A 14523-nucleotide genomic window follows, 5' to 3' on the forward strand; every position below is an offset into this window, starting at 1 on the left:
GGGTGTGGTGATGAAGAGGCTTTTGGTTGCGGCGGCGTTCTTGGCCGCCATGAGCGCATCGGTGATGGCGATCGAGCTGCCGGCGGAGATCGCCAAGCGCGGCAGCATCAAGGTGGCGCTGGTGCCGAACTATCCGCCGATGGAATTCCGCGATCCCGCCACCAGCGCGCTCACGGGCTTCGACATCGATCTTGGCGAGGCGCTCGGGCGCAAGCTCGGTGTGAAGATCGAATGGACCGAGACCAGCTTCGCCGAATTCATGCCGTCGATTTCGACGGGGCGGGTGGATGCCATCCTGTCCGGTTTCACCGACTATGCGAGCCGGCACGAGATCGCGTCCTTCGTCGATTATTTGCGCAGCGGCCCAAAATTCTTCGTGCAGCAGTCCCGCGCGTCCGAGTTCAAGGACATGGCTGCGCTCTGCGGCAAGAAGGTCGGCGCCAGCCGCCGGACCATGTTTCCCGCAGAGATCGACAAGTGGAGCCAGAAGAACTGCGGCAGCAATCCCGTCCAGTTCGTCGGCACCGACGGCTCGGCCGATGCACGCACGCAGCTCAGGCAGGGCCGTATCGATGCCGCCGTGCAGGGCAACGAGACGCTGCCCTATCTGATGGACCTCGAGCCGGGCACCTATGCGCCGGTCGGCGATCCCTTCGCGACGCAGTTCACGGGCATCGCGCTGCCGGTCAAGGAAAAGGCGTTGCAGCAGGCGATGGTCGAGGCACTAGATGCGCTGATCGCCGACGGCACCTATCGTACGCTGCTGGCGAAGTGGAAACTGAGCGATAACGCAATAGAGAAGGCGACCATCAATGCTGGACAGTAAGGCACTCAAGAGCATTCCGCTCGTTCCGGCCAACACCGCGGATCCCGCGCCGGACTATCCCTGGCCGAAGCCATACAAGTCGGCGATGTTCCTGTCGTTCGACGTGGACGCGGAGAGCGCCTGGACCAGCAAGGACGCCGTGCACGCCCAGCGGCTCATCACCATGAGCTATGGCGGCTATGAGGCCCGTGTCGGCACGCCGAAACTTCTGGAACTGCTCGACCAGCTCGATCTCAAGGCGACGTTCTTCGTCACGGGATGGTCGGTCGATGCGCATCCGGCGATGGCCGAATCCATCCTCAAGGCCGGCCACGAGATCGGCCATCACGGCTATCATCATCTGTTGCCCGATCCCGGCGATCCCTGGATCGAGGAGGAGCTGGAGCGTGGCTTCGAGGCGCTGAAGCGCCGGCTCGGCGTCAGGCCGACCGGCTATCGCGCGCCTTACGGCGAGTTCACCGAGGAGCTGCGCGTCGCGCTGGTGCGTCATGGCATCGTCTATACGTCCTCGTTCCGAGACGACGTCAGGCCCTATCGTCATCGTCTCGCCGACGGCAAGCCGGGCACGATCGAGCTGCCGGTGACCGCGAGCTATGACGACTGGATGCACGGCCTGTCCGCGCGCTTCAGCCCGCGCTCGATCTTCCCCAAGGAGCATGTGCTCTCGATGTGGAAGGACGAGCTGGATGAGGTCCGCGACTGGGGGGCGATGGTGACGACCGTGCTGCATCCGCAATGCAGCGGCCGTCCGATGCGACTGCGCCTGCTGCGCGAGTTCCTGACCTACGCAAAGTCCTGCCCCGACGTCTGGATCACCACCGGCGAGAAGATCGCGGAAAACTTCCTGCGCCACGAAGCCGGCAGCCGCTGAGCCACGCCATGACCCGTCGCCGTATCCTCGTCATCAACCCCAACTCCTCGACATCGGTGACGGCGGCGATCGACGACGCGGTCGCGCCGCTGCGGATCGTTGGCGGGCCTGACATCGAGGTGGTCGGCCTTGCCGAGGGCCCGCCCGGCATCAGCTCGCAGCGCGATGCCGACAGCGTGGTCATGCCGCTGGTCAATCGCGTCACGCGCGACGATGCGGATGCCTTCGTGCTCGCCTGCTTCAGCGATCCCGGCCTGCATGCGGTGCGTGAGGCGGCCGGTGGCCGCCCGGTGCTGGGTATCGCCGAATGCGGCATCTTTCGCGCGCTGATGCTGGGCGAACGTTTTGGCATCATCGCGCTGTCGCCGTCGAGCATCCGCCGCCAGCAGCGCATGGCGCGGGTGATGGGCGTGGACAGCCGCTATGCCGGAAGCTGGTCGGTCGGCGCGAGCGCGGCGGAGACGGCAGCCGCCGACATCCGCGGCCGGTTGATCGACGCCGGCCGCGCGCTGGTCACCCAATGCCGCGCCGATGTCGTGGTGATGGGCTGCGCCGGCATGGCGTCCCACCGCGCGGCAATCGCGGATGCGATCGGCGTGCCCGTGGTTGAGCCGGCGCAGCAGGCGGTGGCCGCTGCGATCGGCGCGGTCTTGTTGAACACGTAATATCCTTCAGGAGCCCTTCGTAATGCCCATCTCCCGCCGTTCGCTCCTCAAGGCCGCCGCAGCCATGCCGGCGCTGTCGCTGCCGGGCATCGTCCGCGCTGAATCTCAGTCCACGCTGCGCTTCATTCTCGTCATCGACCTTGCCTTCGTCGATCCCATCTACTCGACCGCACAGGTGTCGCGAAACCATGGCTTCATGGTCTACGACACGCTCTACGGCATGAGCTCTTCGCTCCAGGTCTCGCCGCAGATGCTGTCGGGCCATGTCATCTCCGGTGACGGGCTGCAATGGGACCTGAGCCTGCGCGACGGCCTGTTCTGGCATGACGGCGATCGCGTGCTCGCCCGCGATTGCGTCGCGAGCATCCGCCGCTGGGCGGCGCGCGACGGCTTTGGCGGCGAGCTGATGGAGGCGACCGCCGAGCTCTCCGCCGCCGATGACCGCACCATCCGCTTCCGCCTCAAGCGTCCGTTCCCGCTGCTGCCGCAGGCGCTCGGCAAGGCCGCGATCAACGCCTGCTTCATGATGCCGGAGCGGCTGGCGAGTCAGGACCCGTTCAAGCCGCTCACCGAGGTCATCGGCAGTGGCCCGTTCCGCTACCTCGCCGACGAGCGCGTGCAGGGCGCCCGCAATGCCTATGCCAAGTTCGAGCACTACCAACCGCGCACCGACGGCAAGCCGGATTGGACGGCCGGCCCGAAGATCGTGCATTACGACCGCGTGGTCTGGACCACGACGCCCGATGCCGGCACCGGCGTCGCCGCGCTCCAGACCGGCGAGCAGGACTGGCAGGAGACCACGCCGCACGACCTGTTGCCGATCATCAAGGCCGCCGGCGACATCGACACGCGCATCCTCGATCCCCGCGGCTACGCCTGCATGCTGCGCCTCAATCATCTCCAGCCGCCGTTCGACAATCCCGCCGTGCGTCGCGCGCTGCTGGGCGCGATCGACCAGTCTGCCTTCATGACGGCGGTCGCCGGCACCGATCCGGCCTTCCAGGTGTCGCCCATCGGCTATTTCGCTCCGGGCACGCCGATGGCCAGCGAGGTCGGTCTCGACGTCTTCCGCGGCCCGCGCGACTACGCCAAGGTCAAGGCGGATCTGAAGGCCGCCGGCTACAATGGCGAGAAGATCGTCCTGCTCGTCCCCACCAACTCGCTGGCGCAGAAGCCGCTCGGCGAGATCGCCGTGGACTCCTTGCGCAAGGCCGGCATGAACGTCGAATATGCCGGGCTTGATTTCGCCGTCGTGTTGCAGCGCCAGCTCAAGAAGGACCCGCTTCCGCAGGGTGGCTGGAGCGCGGCGGTCGGCAACTGGCAGGGCATCGACTGGCTCAATCCGGCCGGCAACACCAACATCCGCGGCGAAGGCAAAGTCGCCGGCTGGTACGCGAGCGAGAAGATGGGGGCCTTGCGCAGCCAGTGGCTGGCGGCCTCCGAGCTCGCCGAGCAGCAGCGCATCTGCCGCGAGATCCAGGCGGTGGCGTTCGAGGAAATCCCCTATATTCCGATCGGCCTGTACAAGCAGCCGACCGCCTATCGCAAGGCCATCACCGGCATTCTCGACGGCACCGCCGTGTTCTGGAACGTACGCCCCGCATGAGCACGATCGCAATCTTCGGCAGCTATGTGCTGTCACGGAAAGACGGCGCGCAGGATGTGCTGCGCGACCATTGGGTCCTGGTCGAAGGCAAGAAGATCGCCGCGGTCACGCGCGACAAGCCGAGCGCGGACGAGGTCTACGACAGGCCCGGCCGCTTCGTGCTGCCGGGCCTGTTTAACCTGCACAATCACTGCTTCTCTGAAGCCGTGGCGCGCAGCCACAGCGAGGACGGCAACGGTCGCAAGAACAATCAAAGCATCGTCTACACGGTGCTGCTGCCGCTCACCAAGCGCGGTGCGGATATCCTGTCGGCGGAAGAGCGCATGGCGGTCGCACGGCTCGGCATCCTCCAGCTCCTCAAGGGCGGCGCCACCACGGTGATGGAGCCGTTCCGCAATTCGATCCCCGAGATGTTCGACGCGGCGGAAGAGATGGGCATCCGCTTCTACGGCGCGCCCTACCTGTTCTCCACCTCCGACGCCAAGGCGGGTTCGGATGGTGTGGTTCAGTACTCCGGCGATGACGGTGCCGCCGACATGGCGACGTGGGATGCGCTTTATCAGCGCTGGAACAATCGCGGCGACGGCCGCATCAGCCTCGCGATGAGCCCGCACGCCACCGACACCTGCGGCCCCGATCTGCTCAAGGCCTGCGCGGCGCGGGCGCGCGAGCTCGGCGTGCCGATCACGACGCACATGGCGCAGAGCCGCGGCGAGGTCGAGACCATCGGCAAGCGCTATGGCGGCCGCACGCCGGCGGAGTATCTGGACTGGCTCGGCCTGCTCGCGCCCGACCTGATGGCGGCGCATTGCATGTTCAGCACCGACGACGATCTCAAGCTGATGGCCGCGCGCGGCATGACCGTGCTGAATTGCCCGCGCGTGTTCGCGCGTGCCGGCGTCACCGCCGCATTCAGCCGCTTCGCCGAGCACGGCGTGCGCACCGTGGTCGGCACCGACGGCTACAACATGGATCTGCTCGGCGAACTCAATGCGGCCTCGCTGATCTCCAAGATCACGTCCAAGCGCGCCGATGTCGCCAATTCACCGGAGTTGATCGAAGCGAACACGGCGGTCGCCGCCGACGTCGTCAAGCGGCCGGACCTCGGCCGGATCGAGCCGGGCGCGACCGCCGACCTCACGGTGGTCGATCTCACCCATCCGCATCTCCAGCCGCTGTTCGATTCGCGTCGCGCGCTGATCGCGCTCGCCAACCGCGCCAATATCGATCAGGTCATAGTCGACGGCCGCGTGCTGGTTGAAGGCGGCCGCTATCTCGGCGCCGACGAAGCGGCGATCACCGCCGCCGGCAGCGCTGCGATCGGCAAGATCTGGGACCTGCCGGAGGCGCAGGCGGCGTTCAACGGCTGAGAGGCTGCCGGTGCTACGAAGACGGTGCGCTCCCTCTCCCGCTTGCGGGAGAGGGCAGGGGAGAGGGTTGTCTCCACACAGGGACACTCCCCGTGTGGAGAGAGCCCCCACCCGGCGCTTCGCGCCGACCTCCCCCGCAAGCGGGAGAGGTTGAAGCGAGCCTGTGGCCAAATCGTTTCAATCCCCAAATCGTTTCAATCCAAAGGTATTCTAATCCTCAAACTCCGCGAGCGCCTTGCGCATGGTCTCGACCAGATCCAGCGCCACCGGCGAGGGGCTGCGCTGCGCCGGAAAGACCGCGGAGAATTCGAAGTCGATGCGCGGCAGGAAGCGGCGCACCACGACGCCGCGGGTGGAGAATTCCTGCGCGGTGAAGGGATCGCAGATCGCGACGCCAAGTCCTGACGACACCATGCCGCACATGATCTCCGACAGCGTGGTCTCCACCCGCAGCACGCGGCGGACATCATGGCGATGGAAGACCTGGTCGACGAGGTGCCGGCTCGACGATCCCGCCGACAGCGAGATGAACGTCTCGCCCTCGAAATCGCGCGGCTCCAGCACCTCTTTCTCCGCGAGGCGATGACCGGTCGGCAGCACTGCGACGCGCGCCAGCGCCGGCAGCCGCAGACTCGGCAGGCCGGAATGGGCGATCGGCACCTCGGCAAAGCCGATGTCGCATTGATTGTTCAGCACCCAGTCGACCACGATCGGCGAGATCACCCCGAAGAAGGCGAGGTTGAGGTTGGGGCGCTCCTTCAGGAAATGCCCGGCGAGCCGCGGCAGATAGCCGTTCGAGAGCGCCGGCAGCGCGGCGATCCGCAACGACCCGGTGCGGCGGCCGCGGATTTCTTCAGCCGCGGCAGTGATGCGTTCGAGTCCGACGAAGGAGCGCTCCACCTCGGTGTAAAGCGCCATCGCCGCGGCAGTCGGTACGAGGCCGGTACCGCGCCGCTCGAACAGCTCCATTTTCAACAGCGCCTGGAAGTCGCGCAGCAGCCGGCTGACCGCCGGCTGCGTCACGGTCATCAGCGCCGCCGCCTCGGTCACGCTGCCGGTCAGCATCGTCGCGCGGAAGGCCTCCACCTGCCGCGAATTGATCCGGGCCATACCAAATTCCATTCATAACATTTAGGCATGCAGAGGGTGCCATTATTCATTGGACGATGGAAGTATAGGTTTGCGATCTTTTTCATCAGGACTGGAGACAGCCCGCTTTTTCGGCAGATTGGAGGGGTTTGGACCTCCAGATCGCGCCAAAACCCGCCGAACGGGGGCCGGAGCCCTGATCGGGGAGGAATTTGCGCGGAAGGAGATGCGGAAGGCGCTTCAGTCAGCGAGACACGTCGGCGCGTCACCTCATTCCGGTATTGGAGATCGGTCCACATGAAGACTTTTCGCCTTCTGACAGCGGTCAGCATCGCGGCTCTCGTTGCCGCCTCTTCGGCCGCCTCGGCCCAGCAGAGAACGCTCTATGTCGCCGGCTATGGCGGCTCGTTCGAGAAGACCATTCGCGACGAGGTGATCCCGGCCTTCGAGAAGGAGAACGGCGTCAAGGTCGAATACGTCGCCGGCAACTCCACCGACACGCTGGCCAAGCTTCAGGCGCAGAAGGGCAACCAGCAGATCGACGTCGCCATCGTCGATGACGGCCCGATGTACCAGGCGATCCAGCTCGGCTTCTGCGGCAAGCTCGAGGGCCTGCCCACCGATCTCTACGACACCGCCCGCTTCAAGGACGATCGCGCTGTAGCGATCGGCATCGTCGCGACCGGGCTGATGTACAACACCAAGGTGTTTGCCGAGAAAGGTTGGGCGCCGCCGACCTCGTGGAACGACTTGAAGGACACGAAATACGCCAAGCAGCTCGTCATCCCGCCGATCAACAACACCTACGGTCTCGAAGCGCTGGTGATGCTGTCGAAGATGAACGGCGGCGGCGAGTCCAACGTCGATTCCGGCTTCAAGATCTTCAAGGAGCAGATCAATCCGAACGTGCTCGCCTATGAGCCGTCGCCGGGCAAGATGACCGAGCTGTTCCAGTCCGGCCAGGCCGTGATCGCGGTGTGGGGCACCGGCCGTGTGCAGAGCTTCGCCAACACCGGCTTCCCCGTCGACTTCGTCTATCCCAAGGAAGGCGCGGCGACGCTGCTGACGACGGCCTGTCCGATCACCAAGCCGAACGCTTCGCCGCTCGCGTCCAGCTTCGTCAAGATGTTGCTCGATCCAAAAATCCAGCTCGTGATGCTCAAGGATTACGGCTATGGCCCGGTGCTGAAATCGCTGGCGATCCCGCCGGAGCTCGGCAAGATGGCGCCGATCGGCGAGCGCGCGGCAAAGCTCTATAATCCGGACTGGACGGTCATCAACGAGAAGCGCGAGGAGTGGACCAAGCGCTGGAATCGCGAAGTCGAACGCTAATCGTTCGCGGCGGAGACAGCGTCATGGCCTATCTCGAGCTCGATCGGGTCGCCAAGCAGTTCGGAGCACAGACTGTGGTCGATGACTTCAGTCTGTCGGTGGGGAAGGGGGAGTTCATCTCCTTCCTCGGCCCGTCCGGCTGCGGCAAGACCACGACCCTGCAGATGATCGCGGGCTTCCTCGATCCCACGCGCGGCGCGATTCGCCTCGAGGGCAAGGACCTGACCGCGATCCATCCGGCCAGGCGTGGCCTCGGCATCGTGTTCCAGAGCTACGCGCTGTTTCCGCACATGACCGCGGCGGAGAACGTCGCCTTCGGCCTCGAGATGCGCAAGGTGCCGCGCGCCGAAAGGGCCGAGCGCGTTCGCGCTGCGCTCGCGATGGTCGGCCTCGCCGGCTACGAGGATCGCCATCCGCGCCGCATGTCCGGCGGCCAGCAACAGCGCGTGGCGCTGGCGCGTGCGCTGGTGATCAAGCCGAGCGTGCTGCTGCTCGACGAGCCGCTGTCGAACCTCGACGCCAAGCTGCGCGAGGAGATGCAGATCGAGCTGCGCCAGATCCAGCGCACCATCGGCACCACCACGATCCTGGTCACGCACGACCAGAACGAGGCGATGTCGCTGTCCGACCGCATCGTGGTGATGAGCCAGGGTAAGATCGAGCAGATCGGCACGCCGCAGGAGACCTATGAGAAGCCGGCCTCGGCCTTCGTCTCGCAGTTTCTCGGCAAGACCAACGACTTTGCCGCGACGATCGATCGGGCCACGGCGCCCGCGAAGCTGGTGGCGGGCTCCTGGAGCGCGCCGGCACCAGTTGGCCTCAGCGGTCCCGTCACCGTCAGCATTCGCCCTGAAAGAATTGGTTTTGGCGATGCGGGCCTCAGCGCAAAGATCGTCACGCGCATTTTCCAGGGCAATCACTGGCTGTTCCAGTGCGACAGCGAATGCGGTCCTGCGATCGTGATCCGCCAGAATGACGGCCAGTCACAGCCGGCCGAAGGCGAGACCGTTCGTCTTGCCTGGCGGCCTGAGGACATGAGCGTGCGCGGAGCTGCCGCATGAGTGCGGTCGCAGACACGGCTCCGCCGGGGGCCGCCGATGCGCGCATCGCACGCGCGCCATGGGTACTCTCCGCGCCCGCCTTGATGCTGTTCGTCGGCGTGCTACTGATTCCGCTCGCGATGACCGTGATGTTGTCGTTCCACGATTGGGGCCAGTACAAGGGCATCGAGCCGGTCTTCATCCTGAAGAACTGGCACGAGATCGCGACCGATCCCTACTACGCCGAAATGTTCTGGCGGACGTTTCGCATCGCGATCCTGACGACTCTCCTCACGGCCCTGCTAGGTGCGCCCGAAGCCTATATCCTCAACCGCATGAGCGGACGCTGGAAGAGCTTCTTCCTGCTCGTGATCCTCGGACCGCTGCTGATCTCGGTGGTGGCGAGGACGCTCGGCTGGGCGCTGCTGTTCGGCGGCAACAACGGGCTCGTCAACAAGCTCCTGATGTCGGCCGGGCTGATCCGTGCACCGATTCCCTTCATGTTCACCGAGACCGGCATGGTGATCGCGCTGGCGCATGTGATGATGCCGTTCATGGTGCTGTCGGTGTGGGCCGCGCTTCAGCGGCTCGATCCGCAGATCGAGAACGCCGCGATGTCGCTTGGTGCAGGTCCGATCACCACTATTCGCCGGATCATCATGCCGCAGATCATGCCGGGTGTGCTGTCGGGCGCGATCATCGTGTTCTCGCTCTCGGCCAGCGCCTTTGCGACGCCCGCGATCATCGGCGGCCGTCGGCTCAAGGTTGCGGCGACGCTGGCCTATGACGAGTTCCTGAACACGCTGAACTGGCCGCTCGGTGCGGCTGTCGCGACGCTGCTGCTGGTTGCGCTGGTCTTGATCGTCGTCGGCAGCAATGCGCTGATCGAGCGACGCTACGCGGAGGTGTTCCGATGAGACGGAACGGCCCCCTGGCGCTGATCTTCCACACCGTCTTCGTCATCGTCATGGTGGCGCCGATCCTGGTGGTCTGCCTCGTCGCCTTCACGCCCGAAGGCTTCCTGTCGCTGCCGACCAACGGCTTTTCGCTGCGCTGGTTCAGGACCATCGCGAACTATCCTGAATTCATTCACGCCTTCTGGGTCAGCCTCGGGCTCGGCGCGCTGTCGTCCCTCGTGGCGCTGTTGTTCGCGGTGCCCGCGGCGCTCGCGATCGCGCGCTATCGCTTCCGCGGCCGTGATGCGCTGGCGGCGCTGTTCCTGTCGCCGCTGATGATCCCGCATGTCGTGCTCGGCATCGCCTTCCTGCGCTTCTTCACCTCCGCCGGCCTCGGCGGCAGCTTCGCGGCGCTGATCATCGCGCATGTCATCATCGTGTTTCCGTTCGCGCTGCGGCTGACGCTTGCGGCCGCGACCGGCATGGACCTTTCGGTCGAGATGGCGGCGGTCTCGCTCGGCGCCGGCGGCTGGACGCTGTTCCGCCGCGTGACCTTGCCGCTGATCCTGCCCGGCGTCATCAGCGGCTGGGCGCTGGCCTTCATCCAGTCCTTTGACGATCTCACCATGACCGTCTTCCTCGCGGCGCCCGGAACCGAGACGTTGCCGGTGCGCATGTTCCTTTATATCCAGGACAACATCGATCCGCTGGTGACGTCGGTCTCGGCCTGCGTGATCGCGATCACCATGACCGCCCTCATTCTGCTCGACCGCTTCTACGGGCTCGACCGTGTGCTCGCCGGCAAGGGCGATACGGGACGATAGGAGAACTCATGTCAGGAGAATACGACGTCGCCGTCGTCGGCGGCGGGTTGCTCGGCTCCGCCATTGCCTGGGGCCTCGGCCGGCTCGGCAAGAAGGTCGCCGTGCTCGACGAAGGCGACATCACCAAGCGCGCCTCGCGCGCCAATTTTGCGCTGGTCTGGGTGCAGAGCAAGGGCCTGGGCATGCCGGCCTATACGGTGTGGACCGTGCAGGCGTCGCAGGCATGGGGCCGGCTTGCCTCCGAGCTGAAGCAGCAGACCGGCCTCGATGTCTCGCTGCAACAAAATGGCGGCTTCCATCTCACCCTCGGCGAGGACGAATTCGGCCAGCGCACCGAGCTCGTCAAGCGCATGCACAACCAGGTCGGCGCCGCCGACTACAAGATGGAGATGCTGCCGGCGTCCGAGGTGAAGAAGGCGCTGCCGCTGATCGGGCCGGAAGTTTCCGGTGGCAGCTATTGTCCGCTCGACGGCCACGTCAATTCGCTGCGCACGTTCCGCGCCTTCCACACCGGCTTTATGGCGTTCGGCATCGATTATCTTCCGGAGCGACCGGTTTCGGCGATCAGCAAGAGCGGCGGCGAATTCCGCCTGACCACGCCGAAAGGCGAGCTTCGTGCCGCCAAGATCGTGCTTGCCGCGGGCAATGCCAACCAGACGCTCGCGCCGATGGTCGGCCTCTACGCGCCGATGGGCCCGACCCGCGGCCAGATCGTGGTGACCGAACGCACCATGCCGTTCCTGCCGCATCCGCTGACCACGATCCGCCAGACCGACGAGGGCACGGTGATGATCGGCGACAGCAAGGAGGACGAGCTGGACGATCGCACGCTGAAGCATTCGATCAGCGCGGTGATGACCGATCGCGCGCAGCGCATGTTCCCGCATCTGTCGCGGCTCAACGTGGTCAGAAGCTGGGCCGGCATCCGCGTCATGCCGCAGGACGGCTTTCCGATCTATGACCAGTCGGAAACGCATCCCGGCGCCTTCGTCGCCTGCTGCCATTCCGGCGTGACGCTCGCCTCCAACCACGCCTTCGAGATCGCGCGCATGGTGGCGCAGGGCGCGCTCGAGCCGGAGCTGATCGGCGCGTTCTCCGCGCGCCGTTTTGGCGGCGATGGCGCTGCGAACAACAGCGGCTACTAGAGATATCAAGGAGCCAAGAGGCATCCCATGTTTAGACGATCCGAACAGGACAAACGCCCGCAAGTGCAGATCTTCGTCGATGGCGTTGCCGTCGCGGCGCGCCAGGGTGACACCGTCTCCGCCGCGCTATTGGCCTCCGGCCAGGATGCACGGCGTTCCACCGCGGTGAGCGGCGCGCCGCGTCTTCCTTACTGCATGATGGGCGTGTGCTTCGACTGCCTCGTCACCATCGACGGCGTCGGCAACCGGCAGGGCTGCATCGTGCCCGTTGCCGAGGGCATGCAGATCGAGATCCAGAAGGGCAAGCGGGAGATCGGAAGATGACTGTGGCTCCCAAGCGCGAAGATTACGACGTCGTGGTGATTGGCGCCGGGCCCGCCGGACTTGCCGCCGCTGCGACATCGGCCGAGGCCGGCCTGTCGACGCTGCTGCTCGACGAGAATATCGGCCCCGGCGGTCAGGTATTTCGTGCGATCTCCTCGACACCCGTGACCGACCGCAACCAGCTCGGCGCCGATTATTGGGTCGGAGCCGATCTCGTGCAGTCACTGCGCGCGAGCAATGCGGAAGTGATTCAGCGTGCGACGGTCTGGAGCCTCGACCGCAATCTCGACATCGCCGTCTCCGTCGGCGGTGCTTCGGCCTTCGTCAAGGCAAAGCGCGTGATCCTGGCGACCGGCGCGCTGGAGCGGCCGTTCCCGATTCCGGGCTGGACGCTGCCAGGCGTGATGACCGCGGGCGCCGCGCAGACCATGCTGAAATCATCGGCGCTGGTGCCGGATGGCCGCACCGTGATCGCGGGGCAGGGGCCGCTGCTCTGGCTGCTCGCCGCGCAGATTTTGCGGCTTGGCGGCCGCATCGACCGCATCCTCGACACCACCGAGCGCGGCAATTATTTCGCGGCGCTGCCGCATGCCTTCGCCTTCCTGACCTCGCCCTATTTCGCCAAGGGCCTGTCGATGATGCGCGAGGTGAAGGCGAAGGTGCAGGTCGTCTCCGGCGTCACGGAGCTCTCCGCGTCGGGTGACGGCCAGCTTGCCAATGTGAGCTATGTCGCCGGCGGCAAGCGCGAGACGCTTGCGGTCGATCTTCTGCTGCTGCATCAGGGCGTCGTGCCCAACGTCAATCTGGCGATGGCAGCCGGTGTCGAGCATCGTTGGGACGAGCTGCAATTGTGCTGGTCGCCCGTGCTCGATGCGAACGGCTCATCGTCGGTCGCTGGTATCGCGATCGCCGGCGACGGCGCCGGCATCGGCGGTGCCAATGCCGCCGTGGTCCGCGGCCGCATCGCGGCGCGCGCGGCGGTGGAAGCGTTGGCGCCCGCGGCTGCCGCGAAGCTCGCATCGATGGCAACGCTCCGCGCCGCTCTCGCCAAGGCCGAGCGCGGCCGCACTTTTCTCGACACGCTGTTCCGCCCGGCGCCGCAGTTCCGCATTCCCTCAGGCGATACCATCGTCTGCCGCTGCGAGGAGGTGACCGCAAAGGATGTTCTCGATTCCGTCGCGATCGGCGCGACCGGGCCGAACCAGCTCAAGGCCTATCGCCGCACCGGCATGGGCCCGTGCCAGGGCCGGCTCTGCGGCCTCACCGTCACCGAGCTGATGGCGCAGGCCCGGGCCAAGAGCCCGCAGGAGATCGGCTATTACCGGCTGCGTGCGCCAGTGAAGCCGATCACGCTCGCCGAGCTTGCCGCCGTTCCCAAGACCGAGGACGACGTCAAGGCCGTGGTGCGCGGATGACTGGAAACGTGGATGCGATCGTCATTGGCGGCGGCATCCACGGATGCTCGACCACGCTGCATCTGTGCCTCGCCGGCCTGAAGCCGGTGCTGATCGAGAAGGACTATGCCGGCCGGCATGCTTCCGGCGTCAATGCCGGCGGCGTGCGCCAGCTTGCGCGGCACATCCCGGAGATCCCGCTCTCGATCCGCTCGATGGGGATCTGGGAGAGGATCACCGACCTCCTCGACGACGATTGCAGCTTCGAGAGCCACGGCCAGGTGCTGGTCGCCGAGAACGAGGAAGAGCTCGCGGTCTGCCGCGCGCGCGTCGCCGAGCTCAATGCGCTCGGCTTCACCCATGAAGAGCTGATCGACGCCACTGAGCTGCGGCGGCTGGTGCCTGCGGTGGCCGAGACCTGTCCCGGTGGCGTGGTCTCGCGCCGTGACGGCGCGGCCAATCCTGCGCAAACGACGACCGCGTTCCGCCGCAAGGCCGAACAGCTCGGCGCGACCGTGCGCGAGGGCGTGGCGGCCAGCAACATCCGCTACAGCGACGGCCTCTGGTACGTCGATGTCGGCTCCGACACCTATGCCGCGCCGGTGCTGGTCAACGCAGCCGGCGCCTGGGCTGGAAAGATCGCCGCCGCGCTCGGCGAACCGGTGCCGGTCGAAACCGTGGCCCCGATGCTGATGATCACCTCGCGCGTGCCGCACTTCATCGATCCCGTCGTGATCCTGCGTGGCCGCAAGCTGTCCTTCAAGCAGTTCTCGAACGGCACCGTGCTGATCGGCGGCGGGCATCTCGCGACGCCCTATCAGGACCGCAATGAGACGGTGCTGGACTGGAAGAGCCTCGCGATCAGCGCGCGCACCGTGTTCGAGCTGTTTCCGGTGATGCGCAGCGCGACGATCGTTCGTGCCTGGGCCGGCATCGAGGCCAAGATGAAGGACGACATCCCCGTGTTCGGGCCGAGTTCGCGGCACAAGGGTCTCTATCACCAGTTCGGCTTCTCGCTGCACGGCTTCCAGCTCGGTCCCGGCGCCGGCGCCGTGATGGCGGAGCTGATCGTCAACGGTGGCACCCAGACACGCATCAGTGATCTCGGCATCGACCGTTTCCACCCTTCCACGCTCTAGCA

General features: G+C 66.0%; 14 protein-coding genes. 13 read left to right on the top strand and 1 reads right to left on the bottom strand.

Going from position 1 to position 14523, the window contains the following annotated elements; translation table 11 throughout:
* The first annotated feature begins 10 nt into the window (after nt 1–10).
* From WN73_RS08490 to WN73_RS08510, 5 genes are read left to right on the top strand one after another with little or no spacing between them, the layout of a single operon-like run.
* Entirely contained in the window at nt 11–826 is an 816-nt protein-coding gene (locus tag WN73_RS08490; RefSeq protein WP_271552323.1) for an ABC transporter substrate-binding protein, read from the top strand.
* Nucleotides 813–1697, top strand: a complete 885-nt coding sequence (locus WN73_RS08495; protein ID WP_271552324.1) for a polysaccharide deacetylase family protein — start codon at nt 813–815, stop codon at nt 1695–1697. Before WN73_RS08490 ends, WN73_RS08495 begins: the two co-directional genes overlap by 14 nt.
* An 8-nt stretch (nt 1698–1705) precedes the next feature.
* On the top strand, nt 1706–2362 hold the full coding sequence (locus WN73_RS08500) for an aspartate/glutamate racemase family protein (RefSeq protein ID WP_271552325.1): 657 nt from the start codon (nt 1706–1708) through the stop codon (nt 2360–2362).
* Nucleotides 2363–2384: 22 nt separating this feature from the next.
* A complete protein-coding gene (locus WN73_RS08505) occupies nt 2385–3968 on the top strand; it encodes an ABC transporter substrate-binding protein (protein ID WP_271552327.1) in 1584 nt (527 codons plus the stop codon).
* Nucleotides 3965–5338 carry an amidohydrolase family protein gene (locus tag WN73_RS08510; RefSeq protein WP_271552328.1) on the top strand — a complete coding sequence of 458 codons (1374 nt, stop codon included), beginning with the start codon at nt 3965–3967 and terminating at the stop codon, nt 5336–5338. The genes WN73_RS08505 and WN73_RS08510 overlap by 4 nt, the downstream gene beginning before the upstream one ends.
* Nucleotides 5339–5548: 210 nt before the next feature.
* Here the strand turns inward: WN73_RS08510 and WN73_RS08515 are convergent, their stop codons facing one another.
* Complete coding sequence (locus tag WN73_RS08515) at nt 5549–6448, bottom strand: LysR substrate-binding domain-containing protein (protein WP_028172978.1); 900 nt, start codon at nt 6446–6448, stop codon at nt 5549–5551.
* 276 nt (nt 6449–6724) lie between these two features.
* Between WN73_RS08515 and WN73_RS08520 the strand changes: the two genes are divergently transcribed.
* Genes WN73_RS08520 through WN73_RS08555 form a run of 8 tightly spaced genes read left to right on the top strand, consistent with a single transcriptional unit; the run spans nt 6725 to nt 14521 of the window.
* Nucleotides 6725–7759, top strand: a complete 1035-nt coding sequence (locus tag WN73_RS08520) for an ABC transporter substrate-binding protein (RefSeq protein WP_271552329.1) — start codon at nt 6725–6727, stop codon at nt 7757–7759.
* 23 nt (nt 7760–7782) lie between these two features.
* On the top strand, nt 7783–8820 hold the full coding sequence (locus WN73_RS08525) for an ABC transporter ATP-binding protein (protein WP_060910221.1): 1038 nt from the start codon (nt 7783–7785) through the stop codon (nt 8818–8820).
* Nucleotides 8817–9716, top strand: coding sequence for an ABC transporter permease (locus WN73_RS08530; protein WP_011089930.1), 900 nt, complete (start codon nt 8817–8819; stop codon nt 9714–9716). Before WN73_RS08525 ends, WN73_RS08530 begins: the two co-directional genes overlap by 4 nt.
* Nucleotides 9713–10519, top strand: a complete 807-nt coding sequence (locus WN73_RS08535; protein ID WP_011089929.1) for an ABC transporter permease — start codon at nt 9713–9715, stop codon at nt 10517–10519. Before WN73_RS08530 ends, WN73_RS08535 begins: the two co-directional genes overlap by 4 nt.
* Before the next feature lie 8 nt (nt 10520–10527).
* The gene (locus WN73_RS08540; protein WP_271552332.1) at nt 10528–11664 is read left to right on the top strand and encodes an NAD(P)/FAD-dependent oxidoreductase; all 1137 of its coding nucleotides are present in this window, start codon (nt 10528–10530) and stop codon (nt 11662–11664) included.
* A 27-nt stretch (nt 11665–11691) separates the two neighbouring features.
* Nucleotides 11692–11988: a (2Fe-2S)-binding protein gene (locus WN73_RS08545; RefSeq protein ID WP_011089927.1), complete on the top strand. Its 297-nt coding sequence runs from the start codon at nt 11692–11694 to the stop codon at nt 11986–11988.
* Nucleotides 11985–13403: an FAD/NAD(P)-dependent oxidoreductase gene (locus WN73_RS08550; RefSeq protein ID WP_271552333.1), complete on the top strand. Its 1419-nt coding sequence runs from the start codon at nt 11985–11987 to the stop codon at nt 13401–13403. Before WN73_RS08545 ends, WN73_RS08550 begins: the two co-directional genes overlap by 4 nt.
* The gene (locus WN73_RS08555) at nt 13400–14521 is read left to right on the top strand and encodes an NAD(P)/FAD-dependent oxidoreductase (protein WP_271552335.1); all 1122 of its coding nucleotides are present in this window, start codon (nt 13400–13402) and stop codon (nt 14519–14521) included. The genes WN73_RS08550 and WN73_RS08555 overlap by 4 nt, the downstream gene beginning before the upstream one ends.
* Nucleotides 14522–14523: the final 2 nt, after the last annotated feature.

Origin of the sequence: Bradyrhizobium sp. CCBAU 45394 (assembly GCF_028128655.1) — a bacterium.
Lineage (GTDB): Bacteria > Pseudomonadota > Alphaproteobacteria > Rhizobiales > Xanthobacteraceae > Bradyrhizobium > Bradyrhizobium diazoefficiens.

Bases quoted from the DNA above. Each gene is read 5' to 3' on its own strand.
- WN73_RS08520 (WP_271552329.1), top strand. From the start codon at position 6,725: ATGAAGACTTTTCGCCTTCTGACAGCGGTCAGCATCGCGGCTCTCGTT.
- WN73_RS08515 (WP_028172978.1), bottom strand. From the start codon at position 6,448: ATGGCCCGGATCAATTCGCGGCAGGTGGAGGCCTTCCGCGCGACGATG.
- WN73_RS08550 (WP_271552333.1), top strand. From the start codon at position 11,985: ATGACTGTGGCTCCCAAGCGCGAAGATTACGACGTCGTGGTGATTGGC.
- WN73_RS08505 (WP_271552327.1), top strand. From the start codon at position 2,385: ATGCCCATCTCCCGCCGTTCGCTCCTCAAGGCCGCCGCAGCCATGCCG.
- WN73_RS08525 (WP_060910221.1), top strand. From the start codon at position 7,783: ATGGCCTATCTCGAGCTCGATCGGGTCGCCAAGCAGTTCGGAGCACAG.
- WN73_RS08490 (WP_271552323.1), top strand. From the start codon at position 11: ATGAAGAGGCTTTTGGTTGCGGCGGCGTTCTTGGCCGCCATGAGCGCA.
- WN73_RS08500 (WP_271552325.1), top strand. From the start codon at position 1,706: ATGACCCGTCGCCGTATCCTCGTCATCAACCCCAACTCCTCGACATCG.
- WN73_RS08535 (WP_011089929.1), top strand. From the start codon at position 9,713: ATGAGACGGAACGGCCCCCTGGCGCTGATCTTCCACACCGTCTTCGTC.
- WN73_RS08545 (WP_011089927.1), top strand. From the start codon at position 11,692: ATGTTTAGACGATCCGAACAGGACAAACGCCCGCAAGTGCAGATCTTC.
- WN73_RS08510 (WP_271552328.1), top strand. From the start codon at position 3,965: ATGAGCACGATCGCAATCTTCGGCAGCTATGTGCTGTCACGGAAAGAC.
- WN73_RS08530 (WP_011089930.1), top strand. From the start codon at position 8,817: ATGAGTGCGGTCGCAGACACGGCTCCGCCGGGGGCCGCCGATGCGCGC.
- WN73_RS08555 (WP_271552335.1), top strand. From the start codon at position 13,400: ATGACTGGAAACGTGGATGCGATCGTCATTGGCGGCGGCATCCACGGA.
- WN73_RS08495 (WP_271552324.1), top strand. From the start codon at position 813: ATGCTGGACAGTAAGGCACTCAAGAGCATTCCGCTCGTTCCGGCCAAC.
- WN73_RS08540 (WP_271552332.1), top strand. From the start codon at position 10,528: ATGTCAGGAGAATACGACGTCGCCGTCGTCGGCGGCGGGTTGCTCGGC.